The organism is Phaeobacter sp. JH20_02 (assembly GCF_048056915.1).
In the GTDB taxonomy this organism is placed as follows: Bacteria; Pseudomonadota; Alphaproteobacteria; order Rhodobacterales; family Rhodobacteraceae; genus Phaeobacter; species Phaeobacter bryozoorum.
In genome coordinates, this window is record NZ_JAYMVP010000032.1 from 49497 (window position 1) to 69021 (window position 19525).

Consider the following 19525-nt stretch of genomic DNA (forward strand, 5'->3'; position numbering starts at 1 on the left):
GACGGGACGCCAGCCGCCTTAGCACAGTCGAGCCCTCCTTGGCTGTGACATCTAGTCCGAAAGCCTGGAAGCAGAGAGCGGGCTATGCGGTTGCCCGCGCAGCCCGCCTGCGGTCGATCAGTGAACCTACTAGGTGAAGACGATATTGCTATGCAGGTCCTGTAGCTGCAGATTCAACAGGGTTAGGCTGTCACCATCACCGAAGTCGAAAATCACGCTCCCTGACACGTCATTTGCATAGCCAAGCGCATCCTGCTCAGTAGAGAAACCGAACCCGCTCAGCAAAAGCGTGTCATTGCCGAGGCCAAAATCGGTGATCCGGTCGGCGTCTTCTCCCTTCGTGAATACAAATGTGTCGGCACCGTTGCCGCCGGTCAGAGTATCGTCGCCGGAACCGCCGTAAAGCGTGTCCCGGCCGCTCTTGCCATTCAGCACGTCGTCGTCCTGATTTCCCAGCAACTTGTCGTTGCCAGTGCCACCAAAGACTGTGTCGTTGCCCTTGCCACCCAGCACTCGGTCATCACCATCTTGACCGCTGATATGGTCATTTCCGGTATTGCCATAGACAGTGTCATTTCCGTCACCACCTGTCATGACGTCATTGCCGCCCTCACCACGCAGAATATTGGCGCCAGTGTTGCCGGAAATCGAGTTGTCCGCCTCATTGCCAGTGCCATTGATGTTGGCACTTCCGGTGAGGGTCAGGTCTTCGATATGTGCGCTGTGAGCAGTCAGATCGAAAGTTACTGAGCTATTGACCCGGTCCTGACCTGCGCCCGCATTTTCGGCCACCTGGTCTGCGGCATCGTCCACCCAGTAGGTATCGTTGCCTGTGCCTCCTGACATACTGTCGGCGCCGGTACCTCCATTCAGAGTGTCGCTGCCGGAACCGCCGTAAAGCGTGTCCGCACCTTCTTTGCCATTCAGCACGTCGTCGTCCTGATTTCCCAGCAACTCGTCGTTGCCAGTGCCGCCAAAGACTGTGTCGTTGCCCTTGCCACCCAGCATCCGGTCATCACCGTCTTGACCGCTGATATGGTCATTTCCGGTATTGCCAAAGACGGTATCATTACCTGCACCGCCTGTGATGGTGTCGTTGCCACCCTCACCACGCAGTAAATTGGAGCCGATGTTGCCCGCGATTACGTCGTTGCCAGTGCCACCTATGGCATTTTCGATCAGCGAACGCCTGTCACCATTATGGAGAAGTGCATTGTAGATATTGCCGCTAGCGTTATATCCATATCCCAGATGGGCCGTCTGTGCAGCGCTGAAGCGTGAGGATTCGCCGGGGTTCAGATCAATGTTTAGATTCTCGGCGTAGGCCGAAAGATCATAGGTGTCGACGCCGCCCCCATCCCAGATGGTGGCGAAAATCCGGTTGCCGACCGCATCGATTGCAATTTCACCATTGACCAAAGTGTCGCCTGAATTGGGGGACCACTTGTAGACCGTATCGTTGCTGTTGGTGGTGTAATCGGCACCATACATATGCTGCAGGGCCGCGATATCCAGCATCATGTAGGTTTGTGCAAAGCTCGAGGGTTCATTTCTATATCCACCTAGCGGGCTATTTTCGTAGCTCAGATAGCTCATGATCGTGTATTCCATGTGGTCGTACTCAGATGGAACAACACCGAATCCGTTAATGTTTTCATGTGAATGCGTCAGTCCCAGAGCATGTCCGGTTTCATGCAGCACAGTATGCCAGGCGTAGTTGCCCGCTGCCGGGGATCGGTAAACCGTGTTTCCAAACCAGACGTCCCCTGCGGCTGGACTGTTTTGCGGGTAATATCCATGAGCACTGAGAACATCGGGTGAGGACGTGTTGCCGTACCGAATAGCCTCCGGGCTGGTCGTATCCGGTGTTGCGTCATGCTCAATATTCAGCTTTGTAATACCTTCAACAGAAAAGCCCCTTGCTGCGGCGGGGCCGAGATCAGAGTCCAAAGCGAATTTGATCGCAGATTTCTGCAGATCGGAAACCTCTGAAAACGCAGCTGCCTCATTATAAGAAGCTGAATAATTATAGACACCGGGCTCAGACGGGTAGGCATAGTGAATAGTATCATCGCTCCATTTTTGCCCAAAAAACAAGCCGTCGACTCTTTGATCTCCGATCTGGAGAAATGATGAGACAGAGTTCAAACCTTTAGCCATGAAATTTTCCTTCAAGGGGAATTGCGTCAGTAAATGAGTTGTCGCGTCGGAAAACGGGTCAGCCTTCCCGTGACTATGTCGATGAATGCATAAATATAGATAGACATGTCGTGACATTAAAATTCACAGATGAAAGCAACCAGAAGGAGACAGCGTGCCCGGCGGCTCAGCTCTACTATCGTCAGGCGTTAGGGCGCGCAATACAAACAACGCCCAGCCATGAGCCCGGTTCTGCAACGCCTGGCGGCAATTGAGACAGCGCTGGCCGGTACGCCCTCCACCGCAAAAGTCATCGGCGCCCGGGGCACTGGATAGGTCGCCCTCAGCGCTTCTGTCCGCTGCGTCTTTATTGCGCCTGCTTGCGGTACTGTTGAACCGGCAGGCCACCGACACCCCAGTCCTCCAGCGGAACCTCGTCGATCACTACAAATGTGGTTGCCGGGGTCTTGCCCAGAATATCCTGCAGCAGCCCCGTCACCCCGGCGATCAGCTGCGCCTTCTGGTCTGCGCTTGGGCCGGTGCCTTCGGGGCCGCCCTCGCGGGTCACTTTGATATTCACATAAGGCATTGTTCAGTCCTTTCGCGGAACATAGGAAAACACTTTGGCCACGATACGCCATTCGGCACCGTAGCGGACAAGGGTCAGCAGGTCGTGGAAATCCCGCCCCATCATGGTCATCCGGGCGCTGACACGGGCCAGCCGATCGCTGGCAAAGGCAATCTCCAGGATCTCCTCCTCGCGCGCCTCACCGCGTTCGGCCGGCGGCACACGCCCGTCGACGCGGGCCATGTAAGTCTCAAGATCCAGATACAGCTCGTCGCCTTCGGTGGCGCAGACATAGGCCAGCTGCGGGTGAAAAACCTTGCGCAGCAGGGCGCTGTCGGCTTGATGGAGGCCCTCGAAATAGGCCTCCATCAGGGCGCCGACCTCATTGTGGGCGGCAGGCGTCATTGGATCAGGCCCTCTGCGCGCATCGCCGCCTGGGCCGACGGGCGGGCAGCACTGCGGCTGACAAAGGCGGCCAGATTGGGCCAGCGGGCCAGGTCGATGCCGGTGAAGTTCGCCCAGTTCGAGACCACGAACAGATAGGCATCGGCCACCGAGAACCGGCCCTCGACCAGCCACTCCCGGCCATCAGCCAGCTGGACCTCTATGAAATCGAACTTGCCCGCAACCGCGCTGCGCGCGTCGTCCTTGCCGGCTTCGGACGTGGCCTCGCGGAACAGCGGGCTAAAGGCCTTGTGCAGCTCGGTCCCGATCCAGTTGAGCTGTTCCTGCATCCGGGCCCGGCCCAAGGTGCCCGCCGCCGGCGCCAGACCTGCCTCCGGATGGCTGTCCGCGATATACTGCAAAACCGCTGCCCCTTCAGTGAGGACGCTGCCATCGTCCAGGCCCAGGGCCGGAACATAGCCTTTGGGGTTGATCGCACGGTAATCTGCGCCGCTTTCGGTCCGCCCCGCCGCGGTATCGACGGCTTCGATGTCAAACGGGCGGCCGGTTTCATAGAGGGCGATATGGCTGGCCAGCGGGCAGGCACCGGGTTTGTAGTAGAGTTTCATGACAGTCTCCTGTTGCAGTGATGCCCTCTGACTACCTTCAGATATGATTGATTGATAATATTGTGTTTGCAGCATAACGATTAGGCAATCTGATCATGTTGGAAGCCGATGAAACACGACCAGCTCCTTGCCCTCGAGGCCATTGTCGCAACCGGCACCTTCCGCGGTGCGGCGGAGCGTCTGAATAAATCCCAGTCGGCCATCAGCCATGCAATCCGCCTGCTGGAAGAGGAATTGGAGCTGGAGCTGTTCAGCCGCGAAGCCTACCGGCCGTCTCTGACCCCGGCGGGCGAAATCTTCTATCGTGAGGCGTCGCGGGTGCTGCGGCAGATGCAGGGGCTTCGATCTACCGCCGCCCGGCTGCGCGCCCGCGAAGAACCGGAACTGACGCTTGCCGTCAGTGCCACCATGGATCTGGACCCTTTGCTGCCGGCGCTTGCGGAGACCGGGCGGCGCCACCCTGCGACCCACCTCCGGCTGCGCATGGAAATGATGGGCGGCCCGATTGCCCGGCTGATGGAGGGCAAGGCGGATATCGCGCTTGCGTCGCTTGACGGGGTGCCGCTGGACGACGTGGAGGCAGAGCCGGTTGCCGAGGTCACGATCCGGCCGGTGGCCAGCCCCGCCTTGAACCTGCCCGTCGGCCCCCACGCCTTGTCGGCATCCGAAATGCAAAGTCATGTGCAGGTGGTCGCCGCCGGCACCGGCGGCGCGGCGCATGACCAAAGCCGCGATCTCTTGTCCGGGAGCCTGAAATGGACGGTGTCTGATCTCGCGGCCAAGAAAAAGGTGATCCTCGCCGGGCTTGGCTGGGGCGGTCTGCCAGATCACATGACAGAGGAGGAGCGGCGTTCCGGGGCTTTGCTGTCCCTGAACCTGGACGGGTTCCCGCTGCGACGGACAGTGATATTCAAGATGCGGCGCAGGGACCAGCTCATTGGGGTTGTTGCCGAGGAACTCTGGAACAGGGTCGGTGCGGCTGTCTCAGCTGCGAAGCCGGTTGCCGCAGACACAGCAAGGCGCTAAGCAGGAGGCAGGCACGGTCCGAGTTGCGAGGCGAATGTGAAAGCTGTTTCTGGATGTCCCGGTGCTATAGGCTTGATCAGGAAGCGCTCTCTCTCCTTCACGCTGCTGCGCGTGATCCGCTACCATCAAAACTCCGATCATATCGCGCTTGGCACCTTTCTGGAGCAGCTTGGCGACAGGTCCTTCGGATGGGCAATCTTGCTGTCGTGCCTGATCAATCTTCTTCCTTTGCCTCCAGGGTCAACCCTTGTCACCGCTCTGCCGCTCTTGTTTTTCTGCGCGCAGATGGGACTGGGATTTTCCAGCGTCCGGCTGCCGCGACGCATCGCGCGGATCCGGTTTTCCGGCACAGGCATGCGCCGTATCGTGCTGCGCTTGCGCCCCGTGTCGCGGCGGCTGGAGCGGGTTGCCCGACCGCGCCTGCGGGCGGTGTTTCAGCCACGAAGAGAACAGCTGACCGGAGGCCTGCTGTTTCTGGTTTCCCTGGCGCTGTTCGTGCCGCTGCCGCTCAGCGGTTGGTTTCCAGCAATTGCCCTGTTTGTTGCCAGCATCGGGCTGCTGGAACGGGATGGGATCATCGTGCTGGCGGGTGTCTGCGCCGGGATGTTGTCGATTGCCTTGACGGTGTTTGTGGGCGCTTCGATCCTGATCGGGGCGAACAGTCTGATACACTAACGTTTTTCTGATGAACAATCGAATGCTGTTGCGCTGATAGGTGCGATCGCAGCGGTAGCGCAACGCCTTCCGTGTTCACGACATTTGCAAGACCTGCCTCAAGGGAATGATCTTTGGTCGCCCGATCCTTAGGCGCGCTGTCTTTGGCGAGTGCGACCGCCAGCCTGTTTCATTTTGAGACGCCGGTGATCATCGAGACGATTTCATTCTTGTCGGTCTTGTCTGTCTCGCGGATCCCGATCTGCTCGCCGCGGCGCAGGACACAGATATGGTCCGACAGGCGGAAGACCTGATCGAGACTATGGGAGACGATGAAGATTGCGAGGTTGCGTGCTTTCAGTGATTCAACTGTTGCTTCGACCCGGGCGGTTTCAGCGACGCCAAGCGCGGCAGTGGGTTCGTCGAGCAGGATTAGTTTTCTTGCCCAATGCGTTGCGCGTGCGATTGCGACACCCTGGCGTTGTCCCCCTGAAAGGTCGCGAATCGTAGCGGATGCGGACGGGATGCGCACATCCAGTTCACGAACAAGCGCGTCCGTTTCGGCGATCATTCTCTTGCGATCAAGCAGCCGCAGCGGCCCCTTCACGGGTTCACGACCAAGAAAGAGGTTCATGTAGACAGTCTGTTGATCGGCCAGTGCCAGATCCTGATAGACAACCTCTACCCCCCGTTCCCGAGCAACTGAAGCGTCAGGAAAGTTTGCTGGCTTTCCATCCAGAAGCATCTCGCCTGAACTGGGTGTGTAGACACCTGAGATCATCTTGATGAGAGTTGATTTGCCGGCGCCGTTGTCGCCGACAAGGGCCACGACTTCACCTGCGAGCATGTCGAGCGAGAAATCCTGGATCGCCGTGACTCCGCCAAAGGATTTGCGGATATTTCTGAGTTGAAGAACCGGGGTCATCTTGTCGCATTCCGGATTCTGAGCCAGGGTTCTGCCTGCCCGTAGCTGTTTTCGATCGACACCACGCGCGGCTTGCCCTTCGATACGCCCTCGATGCCGACCGAGTGGGCGCGGGTGACGAAGGCCTGGCCGCGGAAGCCGAAAACGACCGTGTCACCGGGTGCGGGAGCGTTGGCGCCTGTGGCGTCGATCATCCCGTAATAGTCAATCGCAGATGGCGGCGGGATCTCGACGCATCTCAAATCAGTAGTGTCTACGCTGGGGGATGTGGTGACCAATGCCTTGATGTCATATTCGGGAAAGACCGGATCGACATATAGACCTCCGCCGAAGCAATAGGCGCGGCCGCCATGAAGGTGGCTGACCTCGCTGAGGTAGAGAACAGCTGGCATCTCGGGCAGATCCTCGACGGCATGGAGAGGTGTCGTGCCGTGCAGCCCGTTGCCGGGTTCGACCTGGGTTGCTCCGGCTTCAGCAAGCGCCTCAAGTGTGACAAGAGATGTCGTGCCGGGTGCGTTGATTTCGATCTTGTCAAAGCCCGCGCGCTGCAGAGCATCAGCGGTCCGCTTCAGGGTGCCAAGGTTTGGTGTATGTCTAATCTTGCCTGTGGTGTGGTCATAGAGCTGCGCAGGAAACGTGGTGATGCCAGCGAAACGCGCGCCGCTCAGCTGGGACATCCAGCCTGCGGCTGCGACCGCATCCTCCGCGGGAAACCCACCTTCATGACCGCGATAGAATGTATCTCCGGCGGTCTGCACACGGGCAAGCAGTGGTTGTTCGCGTCCGGCTGCCAGTGCGGCCTCTGCCGCCTCTGCCGCCTTGGCCTGCGAAAACACGGTCCAGTAATCGGGCGTAAGTTGTCGCGCTGCCATCGCGGCTTCTGCGCGCGGTACCTGCACGAGATGGCCGAGGTGCCCGATTTTCAACCCGGCGTTATGGCAAGCGATGGCGCAGGCCATATCGACAGCAACCGCGCGATCAATGCCGCCAGCCATCACGGCGCGGCAAAACCCCGAGTTGCGGCTCACCTGCTTGGTCATCGCGAAGACCTTGAGGTCAAACTTATCGGCTTCCGCACGGATCAGGCGTGCGTTTTCTGCAACCGCGTCCAGATCAAGAACGTAAGAGTTCGCGGGGATTTCGCCCGTCCTGTGCAGCATCTGCGCGGCGAGGACGAAATCGGCATTTCGACGGCGAAGGACATCGAGGAACATGTCTGTTTTCCTTTCAGCGGTTCGGTTCGCGTAGTGAAACGGCGACGGCGGCCAGAACGATCAGGCCCTTGATGATCATCTGCCAAGAAACAGATAGCCCCATCAGGATCAGCCCGTTGGACAGCATGCCCATCATCAGGCTTCCAACGAGCGCGCCAGGAACGCTGCCTCGTCCGCCGTTCAGGGCGGTGCCGCCCACGATGACGGCGGCGATGACAGTCATCAGATCGCTTTCGCCCAAGGTGTAGCGGGCTGACTGGAGACGTCCGGCATAGAGCAGACCAGCCAAGCCGGCGCAGGCCCCGGATACCATAAGCACCGACAACCGCAGGCGAGCGACGCGGATGCCCGAGACCAGGGCCGCGCGTGGATTGTCGCCGGTTGCCAATACATGGGCCCCATAGCGCGTTTCACGAAAAACTAGATGTCCGATCAACAGCGCTAGAATGGTCCAGATCACAAGCGAGGGGATGCCGAACAGTTTTCCGCCGCCAAAAATGCCGATGAAAGCATCGGCGGTGACCGGGATGGATTGCAAATTGGACAATTCACGCGCGATGCCCGCTACGACACCCATCGTGGCCAATGTAACAAGGAAGGAGGGAAGCCGGGCATAGGCGACGATGGCCCCGTTGACAAAGCCCACCGCCATGCCTGTTGCCAGCCCTGCGGCGACGCCAATAGGCCAGGGCGCGACCCGCATGACCATCGCGGCGACGATCGCCGAAAGTGCGACCGCGGCACCGAACGAAAGGTCGATCTCGCCCGCTGCCAAGACAAAGACCAGTCCAATCGCGAGCACCGTTGCCGGAGCTGTCTGTAAGACGATGTTCGTCAGGTTCTGGGGGGAAAGGAAGCCACGGTCCCAAAGCATCGCGGCAAAGAAGAGGAAAATGAGCACGAAACCCGCATAGACGATCAGCCCTTGCAGAACGGCCCGGTTAGGAAATTTTGGCGACATGGTCTCCGTCCAATTGCGGGAATTCATCTGGGCCTGCGCCCGGATCGCTCCGGGCGCAGCGGGGGTAGATTATTGCTGCGCGTCGAGAACCGATTGCGGCGCATCCAGATTCAGCGATTGGTTCCAACCTTCGTTGACATTTTTGGCGGTAACCGAGACGGCCGGTGCAACGACAAAGGGCGGGTTGTCGAGGTCGAGAACCCCGCGCGCCCCGGCAGCGGCCATGGCGCGCCCGAGCTCATAGGCCTCATCGGCAACGATGCCGACGACATTGCCGCCCTTGACCATATCGAGAGCAATCGGCTCAGACAGGTCGAGCGTCACGATACGGGTTGAGCTGTTGCCGTTTGCGCGCAGCGCGGCGAGCACACCTTCGGCCGGACCTGCCCATGTCACGTAGATCCCACCGATGTTGGGGTTCTGCAACAGCATGGCATTCGCGATTTCCTCTGCCCTTGCGGGATCGCTGATACCGGCCTCGGCGACAATCTCCATCCCGGGATAGTGGGTTTCGATCGTCGTCTTGAAGGCATTGTCGCGCTGGTTCGTCACGTAGTAAGCGGCGTCGTGAAAGATCCAGCCCACGTCGCCTGTGCCGCCCATCGCGCCCGCCAGAATGTCGGCTGCCTGCTTGCCCATCTGGAACAAATCGTCGGTCACGATGGCGGCATAGTCGGCAGGATGCTCGTAGCCGGACGGGAGGTTGGAAAGGAAAACCAACTCGACACCGGCGTCGCGTGCTTTCTTGAAGGCCGACGCAGATGCCACGGGGTCGAGCGGCAGGGACAAGATGATATCGGGGTTGAGCGCGAGCGCGGTTTCGATGTCCGCAAGTTGACGCGCACTGTCAAAGCCGGCTGATGTCGTGGCAACCACCTCGATACCAAGCCGGGTGAATTCATCGGTTGCGCCTGCGGTAACCGCGTTCACAAAGTCGGATTGATCGTGCCAGAGCAGCGCCGCCCTAAGGCCCCGGGATTGCAGCTGGCTCGCCTGCGCATCATCAACAATCACAGCCGAGGAGGGGGTTGCCGCCTCGCCCGAGGGTCCGACGGTCTGGGCCGATGCAGGCATTGCCATGAAGGCAAGTACCGACAACGATGCAAGAAGATTTCTGGAAGTGCAATTCATGGTCTCTCTCCCTGTTGTGGCCCCTGTGTTCAGTCGGACCGAATTCCACATGTGAGTGCGATGAAGGCTGCGAAGGCGACAATCCCGTCGTGGTAATCCTGCAGGGGAACGCGTTCGTGGTTCGTATGGCAGATGCTGATATCGCCAGGTGCGCAATAGACAGTCGGCACGCCGAGCTTTGCTGTCAGAAAGGGCATTTCCGACCAGAAGGGCGCACCTTCAACTGCACCGCGATCGGGCCGTACGGCCGCGATGGAAGCAGAGAGCTGCCGGACCATCTCATGATCGGCTTCGATCCCGGCCGGGGAGCCGCCTAGCGGATGGTCGCGACCGGCGGTGAAATCTATTTTGACGCGGATGTCCTCAGCAATTGCGGCGCGGATCACGGCTTCCAGTTCCGAGGTGGCGGCATCAAGGTCGTCACCGGGCAGAAGCTTGCCAATCAGCGAAAAGCGGCATTCTCCGGGAACAGCAATCAGCCCCCCGGCTTCAAGCCCCGTTACAAGGATGTTGCTGCGCCCCAGAAGCGGATGGCTGCCAGCGGCCGAAATTCGATCCGAGTGATCCCAAATTGCCTGAAGGACCTTGTGCGCGGCCTTCAGGGCGTCGCGGCCGAGCTCCGGTCGGCCAAAATAGGCGGATTGGCCCGTCAGCACGATCTCCGCGATATAAAATCCGATCTGCACCGGCAGGATCTGCAGGCGGGTAGGTTCGACATAGACCGCCAGATCCGGACGCGGCAGTCCGCCCGCCAGCACGCTTTCTGTCCAATGGCGAACGCCTGCGCTTTTTCCGCTGCCGGGTTCGCCGCTTTCCTCATCTCCGACAAATGCGAAAGACACCGTTCCCAGAAGGCGGATACCCGCCCGGTCCAGAAGATCGAGAGCGGCGAGCGATGTGCAAATGCCAGCCTTGAGATCGGCAGCGCCGCGCCCCCACAGTTCGCCGTCGATGATTGTCGCGCCAAAGGGGTCCTGTTGTGGTTTGCCAGCCCAATGATCGCTCCAGTTGCTCGGATGAACAACGTCCGTATGTCCGATGAAAAGAAGGTCAGGACCATCGCCACCCTCGCGCCGTCCTGTGATGTTCGGCCTCCCTGGACTGAAGTCTTCGACCGAGGGCGACAGCGATAGACGCTCCATTTCGGGACGCAGCATGTCAACCATCGCAACCTCGTCCCCAGTCACGGAAGCGGCGCGAACAGCCCGGGCCAGCAGATCGTTGACCACCGCCCGGTCAAGATGTTGGCTCAGGAGCGTGATCAGGGGGCCATGCGCCGTCATTCTGCGGAACCCGCAAGTTTGCCCTGTTTCGGGGTCGGCAGGGTAATGACCGCGCCGGGCGCAGATTTGGCGAACAACTCGGTATGCAATTCGGTCAGTCCAACAGCGACGGCTCCGCTCAGCGCGGCGTGATGGCCGAGTTGGGCAGGTTCGATCCTGATCGGGAAGGGAAAGCAGCGCTTCAGCTCATCGCGGGTGGCGGTCAGGATTTCGGGACGGGACCCAATTGCTCCGCCGAGGATGACCACCTCGGGCGCCACCACGGCGCCAATTGCCGCAACTGCCCGCGCCATTTGAGTTGCGACTTTATCGAGGACTTCCCGAGCCGCGACCTCACCAGACGCGGCGGCATCAAATATCGCCGGTACGTCGACATCTTTACCAGTCGTGGCGAGATATGCCGCGCGAATGCCATGCGTGGCCGACACTCGTTCGAACGCCCCGACCCGCAGGGATTCTTCCTCGAAAGGATCAGCGCCGAACGGTAGATAGCCAAGTTCCCCGGCGGCTCCCGATGCGCCTCTTACAAGCGCTCCGTTTACGATCAGCCCTGCGCCAACCCCGGTCCCGAACGCGATCAGGGCAACGTTGTCGATGCCATGGCCTGCGCCAAGCCAGTGTTCGCCGAGTACTGCGAGGTTAACGTCGTTCTCAAGCAGCGTCTTTGTGCCCGTTGCCTCTGATACCGCGGCGCGAAAATCGATCTGATCGATTCCGGCAATATTGGGGGCGAAGTTCACCTTTCCGGATAGGACGTCCGGCACACCGGGGCAGCCGACCACTGTCTGTCTGACAGTGTTGGCGGCCACATTTCCCTCGCCGATGGCGCGGCTGACCAGGTCTCCTATTTGATCGGCCACATGACGCCCGCCATCTGGATGAGTGGGGGCTACGACCTCGGCGACAATAGTACCAGCGAGATCGACGATCGCGACGCGCACCTTGGTGCCGCCAAGATCGACCGCCGCCATAAAGGCGCTTTCCGGTATCAGTTCATAGGTGGTCGCCGTGCGGCCGACATGACCAGAGGTCCGGCCCGTCTCGCGAATCCAGCCTTCGCCTTCAAGGATACGAACTAACTCGGAAACTGTCTGCTTCGACAATCCGGTCTGCTTGGAGATTGAGGCGCGAGAGATCGGACCGCAATGGATGATGTCCTGCATGACCGAGTACAGCGCCACCTGCCTGGAAAATGAGGTTTGCTGGGTCGATTCCATACATCACCTATTAGTTCGTTCTGCATATGAACTAATAGGTGGCTGGTTTGAGTGTCAAGCGACAATTGCCGTTGTGCTGGTGCTCACGAGGTGGTCCGGGCGATGACTCGATTGCCGGTAAGCTGCGTCCCGCGATCGGGGGGTGGATCATCCGGTTGGGGGTCGCGCTGTTATGGTGAGGTTGCTAGGGTGCGGCATCTGAGTTTGGTGGCCGGTGGTGACCTGCGGGAATCGCGAGGGTCTGGCCGGTTCGATTTCCCCCAATCCGAAGGGTCTCTACCATGTCTAAGCCGTTGTTCGATCTGCCGCCGGTGCCTGCCATTCTGCTGGAGGGGCGCGAGGAGGTCTGGCCGGTTGGCCGCATTTTCTGTGTTGGGCGAAATTACGCGGCCCATGCTGCGGAGATGGGGGTGGAGGTCGACCGGGAGCAGCCGTTCTATTTCACCAAGTCGGCCTGCCACGCGGTATTGAGTGGCGCGGAGCTGCCCTATCCGCAGGGGACGGAGAATTTTCACCACGAAATGGAACTGGTCGTCGCGATTGCAGCGCCGCTCAGGGATGCGACGGCCGCAGAGGCGCGGGCGGCGATCTGGGGATATGGCTGCGCGCTGGACATGACGCGCCGGGATCTGCAATTGCGCGAACGCCAGAAGCAGCGCCCCTGGAGCCTGGGCAAGGATCTGGAGGGCGGCAGTGTCTTTGCGCCGCTGCGTGCGGCATCGGAATGGGGGGAGCCTCAGACGCAGCGAATCTGGTTGCGGGTGAACGGAGAGATCCGTCAGGACGCCTCTCTCGCGGAGCTGATCTGGTCGGTCGAGGAGATTCTATGCCATCTTTCTGGGTATTATCATCTGCGGCCGGGGGATCTGGTGATGACGGGCACGCCGGCGGGGGTTGGTCCTGTTGTCGCAGGGGATCATATCGAAGGCGGTATTGATGGGCTGACATCTGTGCGGTTGTCGCTGCGATAGGCGAAAATAGCGCGTCATGTGATCAGCGCGGCGAATTTAGCGATCAGATGCAACCATGCCGTGATTTATGTAACTTGAATACTTCTTGTTTGAAGGTTTCTGTAACGTATTTTTGTTTCATCGACCCAGCAGGCTGAAGCATTTTCGCGAAATCATGCAGTGCAGATACATAATCATCTGTTGATGGTTACAAATGCACCTAATAGCTGAGGGTGTCAGGGGGCGTTTACGGCCGGATGGCTGGATAGGCTGTGCGTTGGGTTTGTTGCATCAGGGGCATCTGATCGCGATAGTTACGAAAAGACATAAGGTCAGAGGGAGGAAACATATGACCACTCGGAGACAACTACTTGGCGCGGCAGGGGCCGTTGCACTCATGGTGATGGGCGCGACCTCGGCGATGGCGCAGGAGGTGACGCTGAAGCTGCACCAGTTCCTGCCGGCGCAGGCAAATGTGCCCAGGCTGATTCTGGATGTCTGGGCCGACAAGGTCGAGGCGTCTTCGCAGGGGCGTATCAAGATCGACCGCTATCCGTCCATGCAGCTGGGTGGCAAGCCACCAGAACTGATGGATCAGGCCATTGATGGCGTGGCAGATATCGTCTGGACCGTTGTGGGCTATACCCCCGGCCGCTACCCTTCGACCGAGGTGTTCGAACTGCCGTTCATGATGACCAATGCGCGTGCGGCATCGCACGCCTATTGGGAAATGTTCGAGGAGCATATGAAGGATGGTGAATTCAAGGATGTGAAGATCCTTGGCACCTGGGTTCACGGCCCCGGCATCATCCATACCACGGATCCGGTGGAGCAACCGGATGATCTGCGTGGGATGAAGATCCGCGGCGGTGGCCGTTCGGTGAACGCGCTGCTGACGGAACTGGGCGCAACCCCGGTGGGTATGCCGGTTCCGGCTATCCCGGAAGCCCTGTCCAAGGGCGTGATCGACGGCACCACCATTCCGTGGGAAGTCACCACCGCTCTGAAGGTGCCGGAGCTGGTCGAGAACCACACGGAATTCACCGGCCGCGCGCTCTATACGCTGACCTTTGTTCTGGCGATGAACAAAGAGAAATATGAGAGCCTGCCCGATGATCTGAAAAAGGCCGTGGATGAGAACTCCGGTCTGGAGTTCTCGGTCTTTGCCGGTGGCACCATGGCTGATGCCGATGATCCGGCGCGGGAGTTCGCACTGGATGAGGGCAATAATGTCATCACGCTGGATGAAGAGCAGACCGCGATCTGGCGCGAAGCCGCGAAGCCGATCTACCAGCAGTGGCTCGACGACATGAAGGCAAAAGGCATTGATGGCGACGCGCTGCTGGAGCAGGCGACCTATCTGATCGACAAATACACCGCTCAGCATAACTAACTGAGCGCAAGACTGGTGGACCTGCGCCTGCATCTGTCGCAGGTCCACCCCACCTGAAAGGGTAGGCTTTCCATGCACAAGCTGATGATGGGACTGGCCAGAACAATGGCCATGGCGGGCGGTATTGTCTTATCGCTTCTGATCCTGCTGACCTGTCTGTCGATTGCTGGGCGGTTGCTGAACGGGGGGCTGCATGGCGCCCTGATGCAGAGCATCGCGCCGGATCTGGCCGAGTGGCTGATCGCCATCGGTGTCGGGCCGATCAATGGTGATTTCGAAATTGTCGAGGCAGGCGTCGCCTTTGCGATCTTTGCCTTTTTGCCACTGTGCCAGATCACGGCGGGCCATGCGTCGGTGGATATTGTCACCAACAGTTTCCCGCGGGGGGCAAAACGGTTCCTGCGGATGGCGACTGAGATCGTCTTTGCGGCTGTGCTGGTGCTGATTGCGGTGCGGCTTGGCGCGGGGATGCTGAGCAAGTTCGAGAACGGCGAGACCTCCTTTCTGCTCGAGTTTCCGGTCTGGTGGGCCTATGCCGCCAGTCTGGTCGCGGCCAGCGTGGCCGCCTTGGTGGGCCTCTATATGGCCGCCGTCCGTACGATTGAATTCATGACTGGCCGCATCCTTGTCTGGGACGGCGTGGAGGGCGAACAGTGACTGCGCTTGAAATCGGGATTGCCTCATTTCCCGTCCTGATGATGCTGATTTTCCTACGGGTTCCGATTGGCCTTTCGATGTTTCTGGTTGGGCTGGTCGGGCTGATCATCGTGACAGATGGCACTCAGGTGGCCTTTGGCCGGATGAAGAGCGAGACCTATTCCACCTTCTCCTCATATTCGCTGACCATCGTGCCGATGTTCCTCTTGATGGGCCATTTTGCGACGCTGGGTGGCATGTCCACGGCTTTGTTCAAGGCGGCTGAAGGCTTCCTGGGGCATAGGAAGGGCGGTGTTGCCATGGCAGCGATCGGGGCCTGTGCGGGCTTTGGCGCGATCTGTGGCTCCTCGCTGGCCACGGCGGCAACCATGGGACGTGTCGCGCTGCCTGAGCTGCGCAACTATGGCTATGCTGGGGGCTTCTCCACAGCGACGCTGGCGGCAGGCGGTACGCTTGGCATTCTGATCCCGCCCTCTGTGGTGCTGGTGATCTATGCCATCCTGACAGAGCAGAACATCGCCAAGCTGTTTCTTGCCGCCTTTATCCCCGGTATTCTGGCCGCCATCGGTTATGTGATTGCGATTTCTGTCTATGTCCGGGTTTTCCCCGGCAGCGCGGGGACGCGCCCCCCGGTTCCCTGGGGCGAGCGGTTTGCGGCGCTGTTCCACGTCTGGCCGGTTCTTCTGGTTTTTGGACTGGTCGTGGGCGGGATTTATCTGGGCTGGTTCACCCCGACCGAAGGCGCTGCAGTTGGTGCCTTGGGGACCGGGCTGATTGCCTGGCTGAACGGTGGGCTCAACCGTGAGACCCTGACCGATAGTTTCATGGTGACGGCGCGCTCGACCGCGATGATCTTTTTCATCGTGCTGGGTGCGGGGTTCTACAACGGGTTTCTGGCCCTGACCAAAGTCCCGCAGGAGCTGGCTGATTTCGTGGTCTCCCAGGGTCTCAGCCCCTGGGTGGTGCTGATGCTGATCCTCGCCTTCTATCTGGTCTTTGGTTGCCTGATGGACAGCCTGTCGATGATCCTTCTGACTATCCCGATCTTTTACCCGGTTATTTCCGCGATGGATTTTGGTCTGGTGAATCTGCCCGCGATGCAGGCCGATGCGGCGATGGAGGTGCTCAAGGCTGGCGTGCCACAGGGGATGGGGGCTGAAATGCTCGCCTCGATCCAGGAGGCGATTGCCACTGGCACCGAACTGACCCGCGACCAGATGAAGGAGCTGGGCATTCGTGTGACCAAGGGCATGGCGAACCGGCTGGAGACAGAATATGTCGCCATCTGGTTTGGCATTCTGGTTCTGATCGTGGTCGAGGTTGGCCTGATCACCCCGCCGGTGGGCATGAACCTGTTCGTCATCAACGCGATGGATCGCACCACCCGGATGGTCGACACCTATAAGGCGGTGATGTTCTTTGTCGCCTCTGACCTGATCCGGGTTGTGATATTGGTGGCCTTTCCAATCATCACGCTGTTGCCGTTGATGTTGATGCGCTGAAAGTTGATGATCCTGCAAGGTGGCCATCCGTCCCGGCGGGTGGCCGTTACCATTGTGAACACCGTGACACCCCAGAGCCGAGGCCCAGAATGACCGACAGCCAGACCCCTGACTTTGTGCATGAAATCCGTGTCGGCTGGGGTGATTGTGACCCGGCGCGCATTGCCTATACCGGTCATCTGCCGGGGTTTGCGTTGCAGGCGATTGATGCCTGGTGGGAGCAGCAGCTGGATGGTGACGGCTGGTATCAGATGGAACTGGATCGCGGTACTGGCACGCCCTTTGTGCATATGAGCATTGATTTCCGCTCTCCCGTCACGCCGCGCCACAGGTTGGCCTGTGCTGTCTGGCCGGTTGCGCTGGGGCAGAAATCCGTGACCTTCCGGGTGGAAGCGCGGCAGGACGGTGTTTTGTGTTTTGAGGGCAAATTCGTCTGCGTCTTTATCGAGCCGAGCGACTTCAGCGCCAGGCCCGCGCCCGCAGATTACCGTGCGGTGATTGAGCCGTTGCTGCGCCCCGACCTCGCCTAGGGCGCGTTTTGCCCGGTGTTAGAGTCGAACTCATAGCGGATCGCGTTGCCAGCCATCCGCAAATGTCACCCGCTCCATCTCTGTGAACCGGCGAATTCGTTCCAGTTCGGCCTCCAACCGGGTCTGCCGTGCCGGAGACCATTTGATGCCCAGTTCGGGCCAGAGCGCGGTGATATGTAGACAGCCCGCCAGATCACCCGCCTGCCGGTGTGCCTTCATGTCGATGCGGCCGACCAGACGGTCCCCCTCCATCAGCGGAAAGACGTAGTAGCCGTAGCGTCGTTTCTCGGCAGGGGTGAACACCTCGATCCGGTAGTGAAACCCAAACAGCCCTTCCGCGCGTTTGCGGTCGCGCAGGGCAGGATCAAACGGGCTGAGGAGGCGCATTCGGCCCGGTGGTGGCGGCAGGGCGGCGGCCTGCCCGACGGCGCCGGGGCGGGCAAAGACACGGCGGCTGCGCCCGTCCGAAAGCGTGATATCCAGCGGTTCGATCTGCCCGTCCGCCAGCGCCTGTTTGCACCATGCGGCGCATTCCGCCGGTGAGGCCGTCGCCCAGAAGGCAGCCAGTTCACCCGAGGTGGCAAAGCCGAGCCGGTCCAGCGCCGCATTGCACAGCCAATCCAGCGTTTTCTCCGGGTCGGGCGACCCTTGGGCGGGGAGGTGACGGGTGTCGATAACCCGTTCGCTCAGGTCGTAGCGTTTCTGAAAGCCACTGCGTCCGACCACGGCCAGCGCGCCGGAGCGCCAGAGGTATTCCAGCGCGGTTTTTGATGGATGCCAGTCCCACCAGCCGCCGGATCCCTTGGCTTCATCCTTGCCCACGTCGGAGGAACTGACTGCGCCGTGGTCGCGAATGTGGTCCAGAACATGCTGGAACTTCGCCTCATAGCCGTCGCGGCGCCAGTTGCGGTATCTCTTGCGCAGAACCTCTGCGTCGCGCCGAAACCGCAAGTGCCAATGCGGGTAGAACTCCATAGGCAGAACGGCAGCGTCATGGGTCCAATGTTCGAACAGGCGGCGTTCCTGTTCATAGAGCCGTTTCAGCGCCGCAGGGCGATAGCTGGGCCTGCGGGAGAACAGGATCATGTCATGGGCGCGGGCCACCGTGTTGATGCTGTCCAGCTGAACAAAGCCAAGCCGGGTGATCAGTTCCAGCAGCGCATCACCCTTGGCAGGCCCGCTGGGTTGCTCCAGCAGGGCGTGCCGATCCATGAACAGGCGCCGCGCGGCCCGATTGTCCAGCCGCGCAACCGCCATCAGCGCCGCTTGAGCGTATCGCCGAAGGTGATGGTAGGGGTCAGGGTCACGTGTTTTTCGATCTCCTGATCCGGGTTATCCAGCTGCGCGGCGATGATCTCTGCCGCCTTGCGTCCGATTTCCAGACGGCAGGCGTCCATCGTGGCCAGCTGCCGTGGCAGCCCCTGCAACAGCTCTACTCCGTTGAACCCGGCAAGACCGATCTGACCGGGGATGTCGATCTTCTGATCCATCAGGTAGAGCATGCCACCCGCGCCAATCATGTCGTTGGAATAATAAAGGAAATCCAACTCAGGCGAGCGTTCCAGCATCTCCTGCGTCATCTCGCGGCCCTTTGCGAGGGCGGAACCGCCGGAGTAGAAGGCGCGGTCTTCGATCTCGACCCCTTCTTTGGCGAGCGCCTCGGTGAAGCCTTCAAACCGTTTGCGGGCGCGATGGTCCAGCGGCATCTTGGTGCCCATGAAACCGATGTGGCGATAGCCGGCTTTCAGTATGGCCTTGGCCATCTCACGTCCAGCGCGTCGATGGGAAATCCCCACCATCGCATCCACCGGCTTGCCATCGGTATCCATGATTTCCACCACCGGAATACCAGAGGCATTGAGCATGGCGCGCGCCGCCTCCGTGTGCTCCAACCCGGCAATGATGACGCCAGAAGGTCGCCAGGACAGCATCTCATAGAGGACTTTCTCCTCTTTCTCCGGCTGGTAATCGGTCACGCCGACCACAGGCTGTAGATCCGTGTTTTCCAGCACTGAGTTGATGCCGGTCAGCACCTCCGGGAAGACCATATTGGACAGCGACGGGATGATCACGGCCACCAGGTTGACCCGGTTCGAGGCAAGCGCACCGGCGATCTTGTTCGGGACGTAGCCAAGTTCCTTTGCGGCGCTCAGAACTTTTTGTCGGGTTTTTTCCGACACATCGCCCCGGTTTCGCAACACGCGACTGACGGTCATTTCTGAAACCCCGGTGGCTTCGGATACGTCACGAAGGGTGAGCGGGCGCTTGTTGTCCGTTGTCACGTCGATGGCCTCACATTGTTGTTGTTGTTACGTTAGCGCAGACAGAGCGCGCTGCACAATGGGGCGCAGCCGTTGCAAAA

At 60.0% G+C, this 19525-nt stretch carries 19 protein-coding genes; 7 read left to right on the plus strand and 12 right to left on the minus strand.

Annotated features, from left to right (window positions below; all coding sequences use genetic code 11):
- Positions 1-129: 129 nt before the first annotated feature.
- The 4 genes from VWY34_RS19980 to gstA form a co-directional block, all read right to left on the minus strand.
- A complete protein-coding gene (locus tag VWY34_RS19980) occupies positions 130-2160 on the minus strand; it encodes a M10 family metallopeptidase (RefSeq protein ID WP_416546504.1) in 2031 nt (676 codons plus the stop codon).
- A 346-nt stretch (positions 2161-2506) separates the two neighbouring features.
- A complete protein-coding gene (locus VWY34_RS19985) occupies positions 2507-2728 on the minus strand; it encodes a tautomerase family protein (RefSeq protein ID WP_416541457.1) in 222 nt (73 codons plus the stop codon).
- A gap of 3 nt (positions 2729-2731) precedes the next feature.
- Positions 2732-3112, minus strand: coding sequence for a nuclear transport factor 2 family protein (locus VWY34_RS19990; RefSeq protein WP_416546506.1), 381 nt, complete (start codon positions 3110-3112; stop codon positions 2732-2734).
- Positions 3109-3720, minus strand: a complete 612-nt coding sequence (gene gstA / locus VWY34_RS19995; protein WP_416546508.1) for a glutathione transferase GstA — start codon at positions 3718-3720, stop codon at positions 3109-3111. Before gstA ends, VWY34_RS19990 begins: the two co-directional genes overlap by 4 nt.
- A 108-nt stretch (positions 3721-3828) precedes the next feature.
- Between gstA and VWY34_RS20000 the strand changes: the two genes are divergently transcribed.
- Both VWY34_RS20000 and VWY34_RS20005 read left to right on the plus strand, forming a co-directional pair.
- Complete coding sequence (locus VWY34_RS20000) at positions 3829-4746, plus strand: LysR family transcriptional regulator (protein ID WP_416546510.1); 918 nt, start codon at positions 3829-3831, stop codon at positions 4744-4746.
- Positions 4747-4818: 72 nt separating this feature from the next.
- On the plus strand, positions 4819-5421 hold the full coding sequence (locus VWY34_RS20005; protein ID WP_416534424.1) for an exopolysaccharide biosynthesis protein: 603 nt from the start codon (positions 4819-4821) through the stop codon (positions 5419-5421).
- Between the two features lie 169 nt (positions 5422-5590).
- Here VWY34_RS20005 and VWY34_RS20010 read toward each other — a convergent pair whose 3' ends face one another.
- From VWY34_RS20010 to VWY34_RS20035, 6 genes are all read right to left on the minus strand, one after another.
- Positions 5591-6325 carry an ATP-binding cassette domain-containing protein gene (locus VWY34_RS20010; RefSeq protein WP_416546512.1) on the minus strand — a complete coding sequence of 245 codons (735 nt, stop codon included), beginning with the start codon at positions 6323-6325 and terminating at the stop codon, positions 5591-5593.
- A complete protein-coding gene (locus VWY34_RS20015; protein ID WP_416546514.1) occupies positions 6322-7539 on the minus strand; it encodes an alanine racemase in 1218 nt (405 codons plus the stop codon). The genes VWY34_RS20010 and VWY34_RS20015 overlap by 4 nt, the downstream gene beginning before the upstream one ends.
- A 13-nt stretch (positions 7540-7552) precedes the next feature.
- Positions 7553-8527, minus strand: a complete 975-nt coding sequence (locus VWY34_RS20020) for an ABC transporter permease (RefSeq protein WP_416546516.1) — start codon at positions 8525-8527, stop codon at positions 7553-7555.
- 42 nt (positions 8528-8569) lie between these two features.
- Positions 8570-9580, minus strand: a complete 1011-nt coding sequence (locus tag VWY34_RS20025) for a substrate-binding domain-containing protein (protein WP_416558600.1) — start codon at positions 9578-9580, stop codon at positions 8570-8572.
- A gap of 80 nt (positions 9581-9660) precedes the next feature.
- Positions 9661-10914 carry a M20 family metallopeptidase gene (locus VWY34_RS20030; protein WP_416548993.1) on the minus strand — a complete coding sequence of 418 codons (1254 nt, stop codon included), beginning with the start codon at positions 10912-10914 and terminating at the stop codon, positions 9661-9663.
- Entirely contained in the window at positions 10911-12131 is a 1221-nt protein-coding gene (locus VWY34_RS20035) for an ROK family transcriptional regulator (protein ID WP_416534429.1), read from the minus strand. The genes VWY34_RS20030 and VWY34_RS20035 overlap by 4 nt, the downstream gene beginning before the upstream one ends.
- Before the next feature lie 281 nt (positions 12132-12412).
- Between VWY34_RS20035 and VWY34_RS20040 the strand changes: the two genes are divergently transcribed.
- The 5 genes from VWY34_RS20040 (at position 12413) to VWY34_RS20060 (ending at position 17163) form a co-directional block, all read left to right on the plus strand.
- Complete coding sequence (locus tag VWY34_RS20040; RefSeq protein ID WP_416542647.1) at positions 12413-13102, plus strand: fumarylacetoacetate hydrolase family protein; 690 nt, start codon at positions 12413-12415, stop codon at positions 13100-13102.
- Between the two features lie 328 nt (positions 13103-13430).
- A complete protein-coding gene (locus VWY34_RS20045; RefSeq protein WP_416546520.1) occupies positions 13431-14474 on the plus strand; it encodes a TRAP transporter substrate-binding protein in 1044 nt (347 codons plus the stop codon).
- A gap of 72 nt (positions 14475-14546) precedes the next feature.
- Positions 14547-15131: a TRAP transporter small permease gene (locus VWY34_RS20050; RefSeq protein ID WP_340546984.1), complete on the plus strand. Its 585-nt coding sequence runs from the start codon at positions 14547-14549 to the stop codon at positions 15129-15131.
- Positions 15128-16633 (plus strand): TRAP transporter large permease, encoded by a 1506-nt coding sequence (locus tag VWY34_RS20055; protein WP_416546522.1) that lies wholly within the window; start codon positions 15128-15130, stop codon positions 16631-16633. Before VWY34_RS20050 ends, VWY34_RS20055 begins: the two co-directional genes overlap by 4 nt.
- An 89-nt stretch (positions 16634-16722) precedes the next feature.
- Positions 16723-17163 (plus strand): acyl-CoA thioesterase, encoded by a 441-nt coding sequence (locus VWY34_RS20060; RefSeq protein ID WP_340546982.1) that lies wholly within the window; start codon positions 16723-16725, stop codon positions 17161-17163.
- Positions 17164-17193: 30 nt separating this feature from the next.
- Here the strand turns inward: VWY34_RS20060 and VWY34_RS20065 are convergent, their stop codons facing one another.
- A complete protein-coding gene (locus VWY34_RS20065) occupies positions 17194-18420 on the minus strand; it encodes a winged helix-turn-helix domain-containing protein (RefSeq protein ID WP_416546524.1) in 1227 nt (408 codons plus the stop codon).
- Entirely contained in the window at positions 18420-19445 is a 1026-nt protein-coding gene (locus tag VWY34_RS20070) for a LacI family DNA-binding transcriptional regulator (RefSeq protein WP_340546980.1), read from the minus strand. The genes VWY34_RS20065 and VWY34_RS20070 overlap by 1 nt, the downstream gene beginning before the upstream one ends.
- Between the last annotated feature and the right edge of the window lie 80 nt (positions 19446-19525).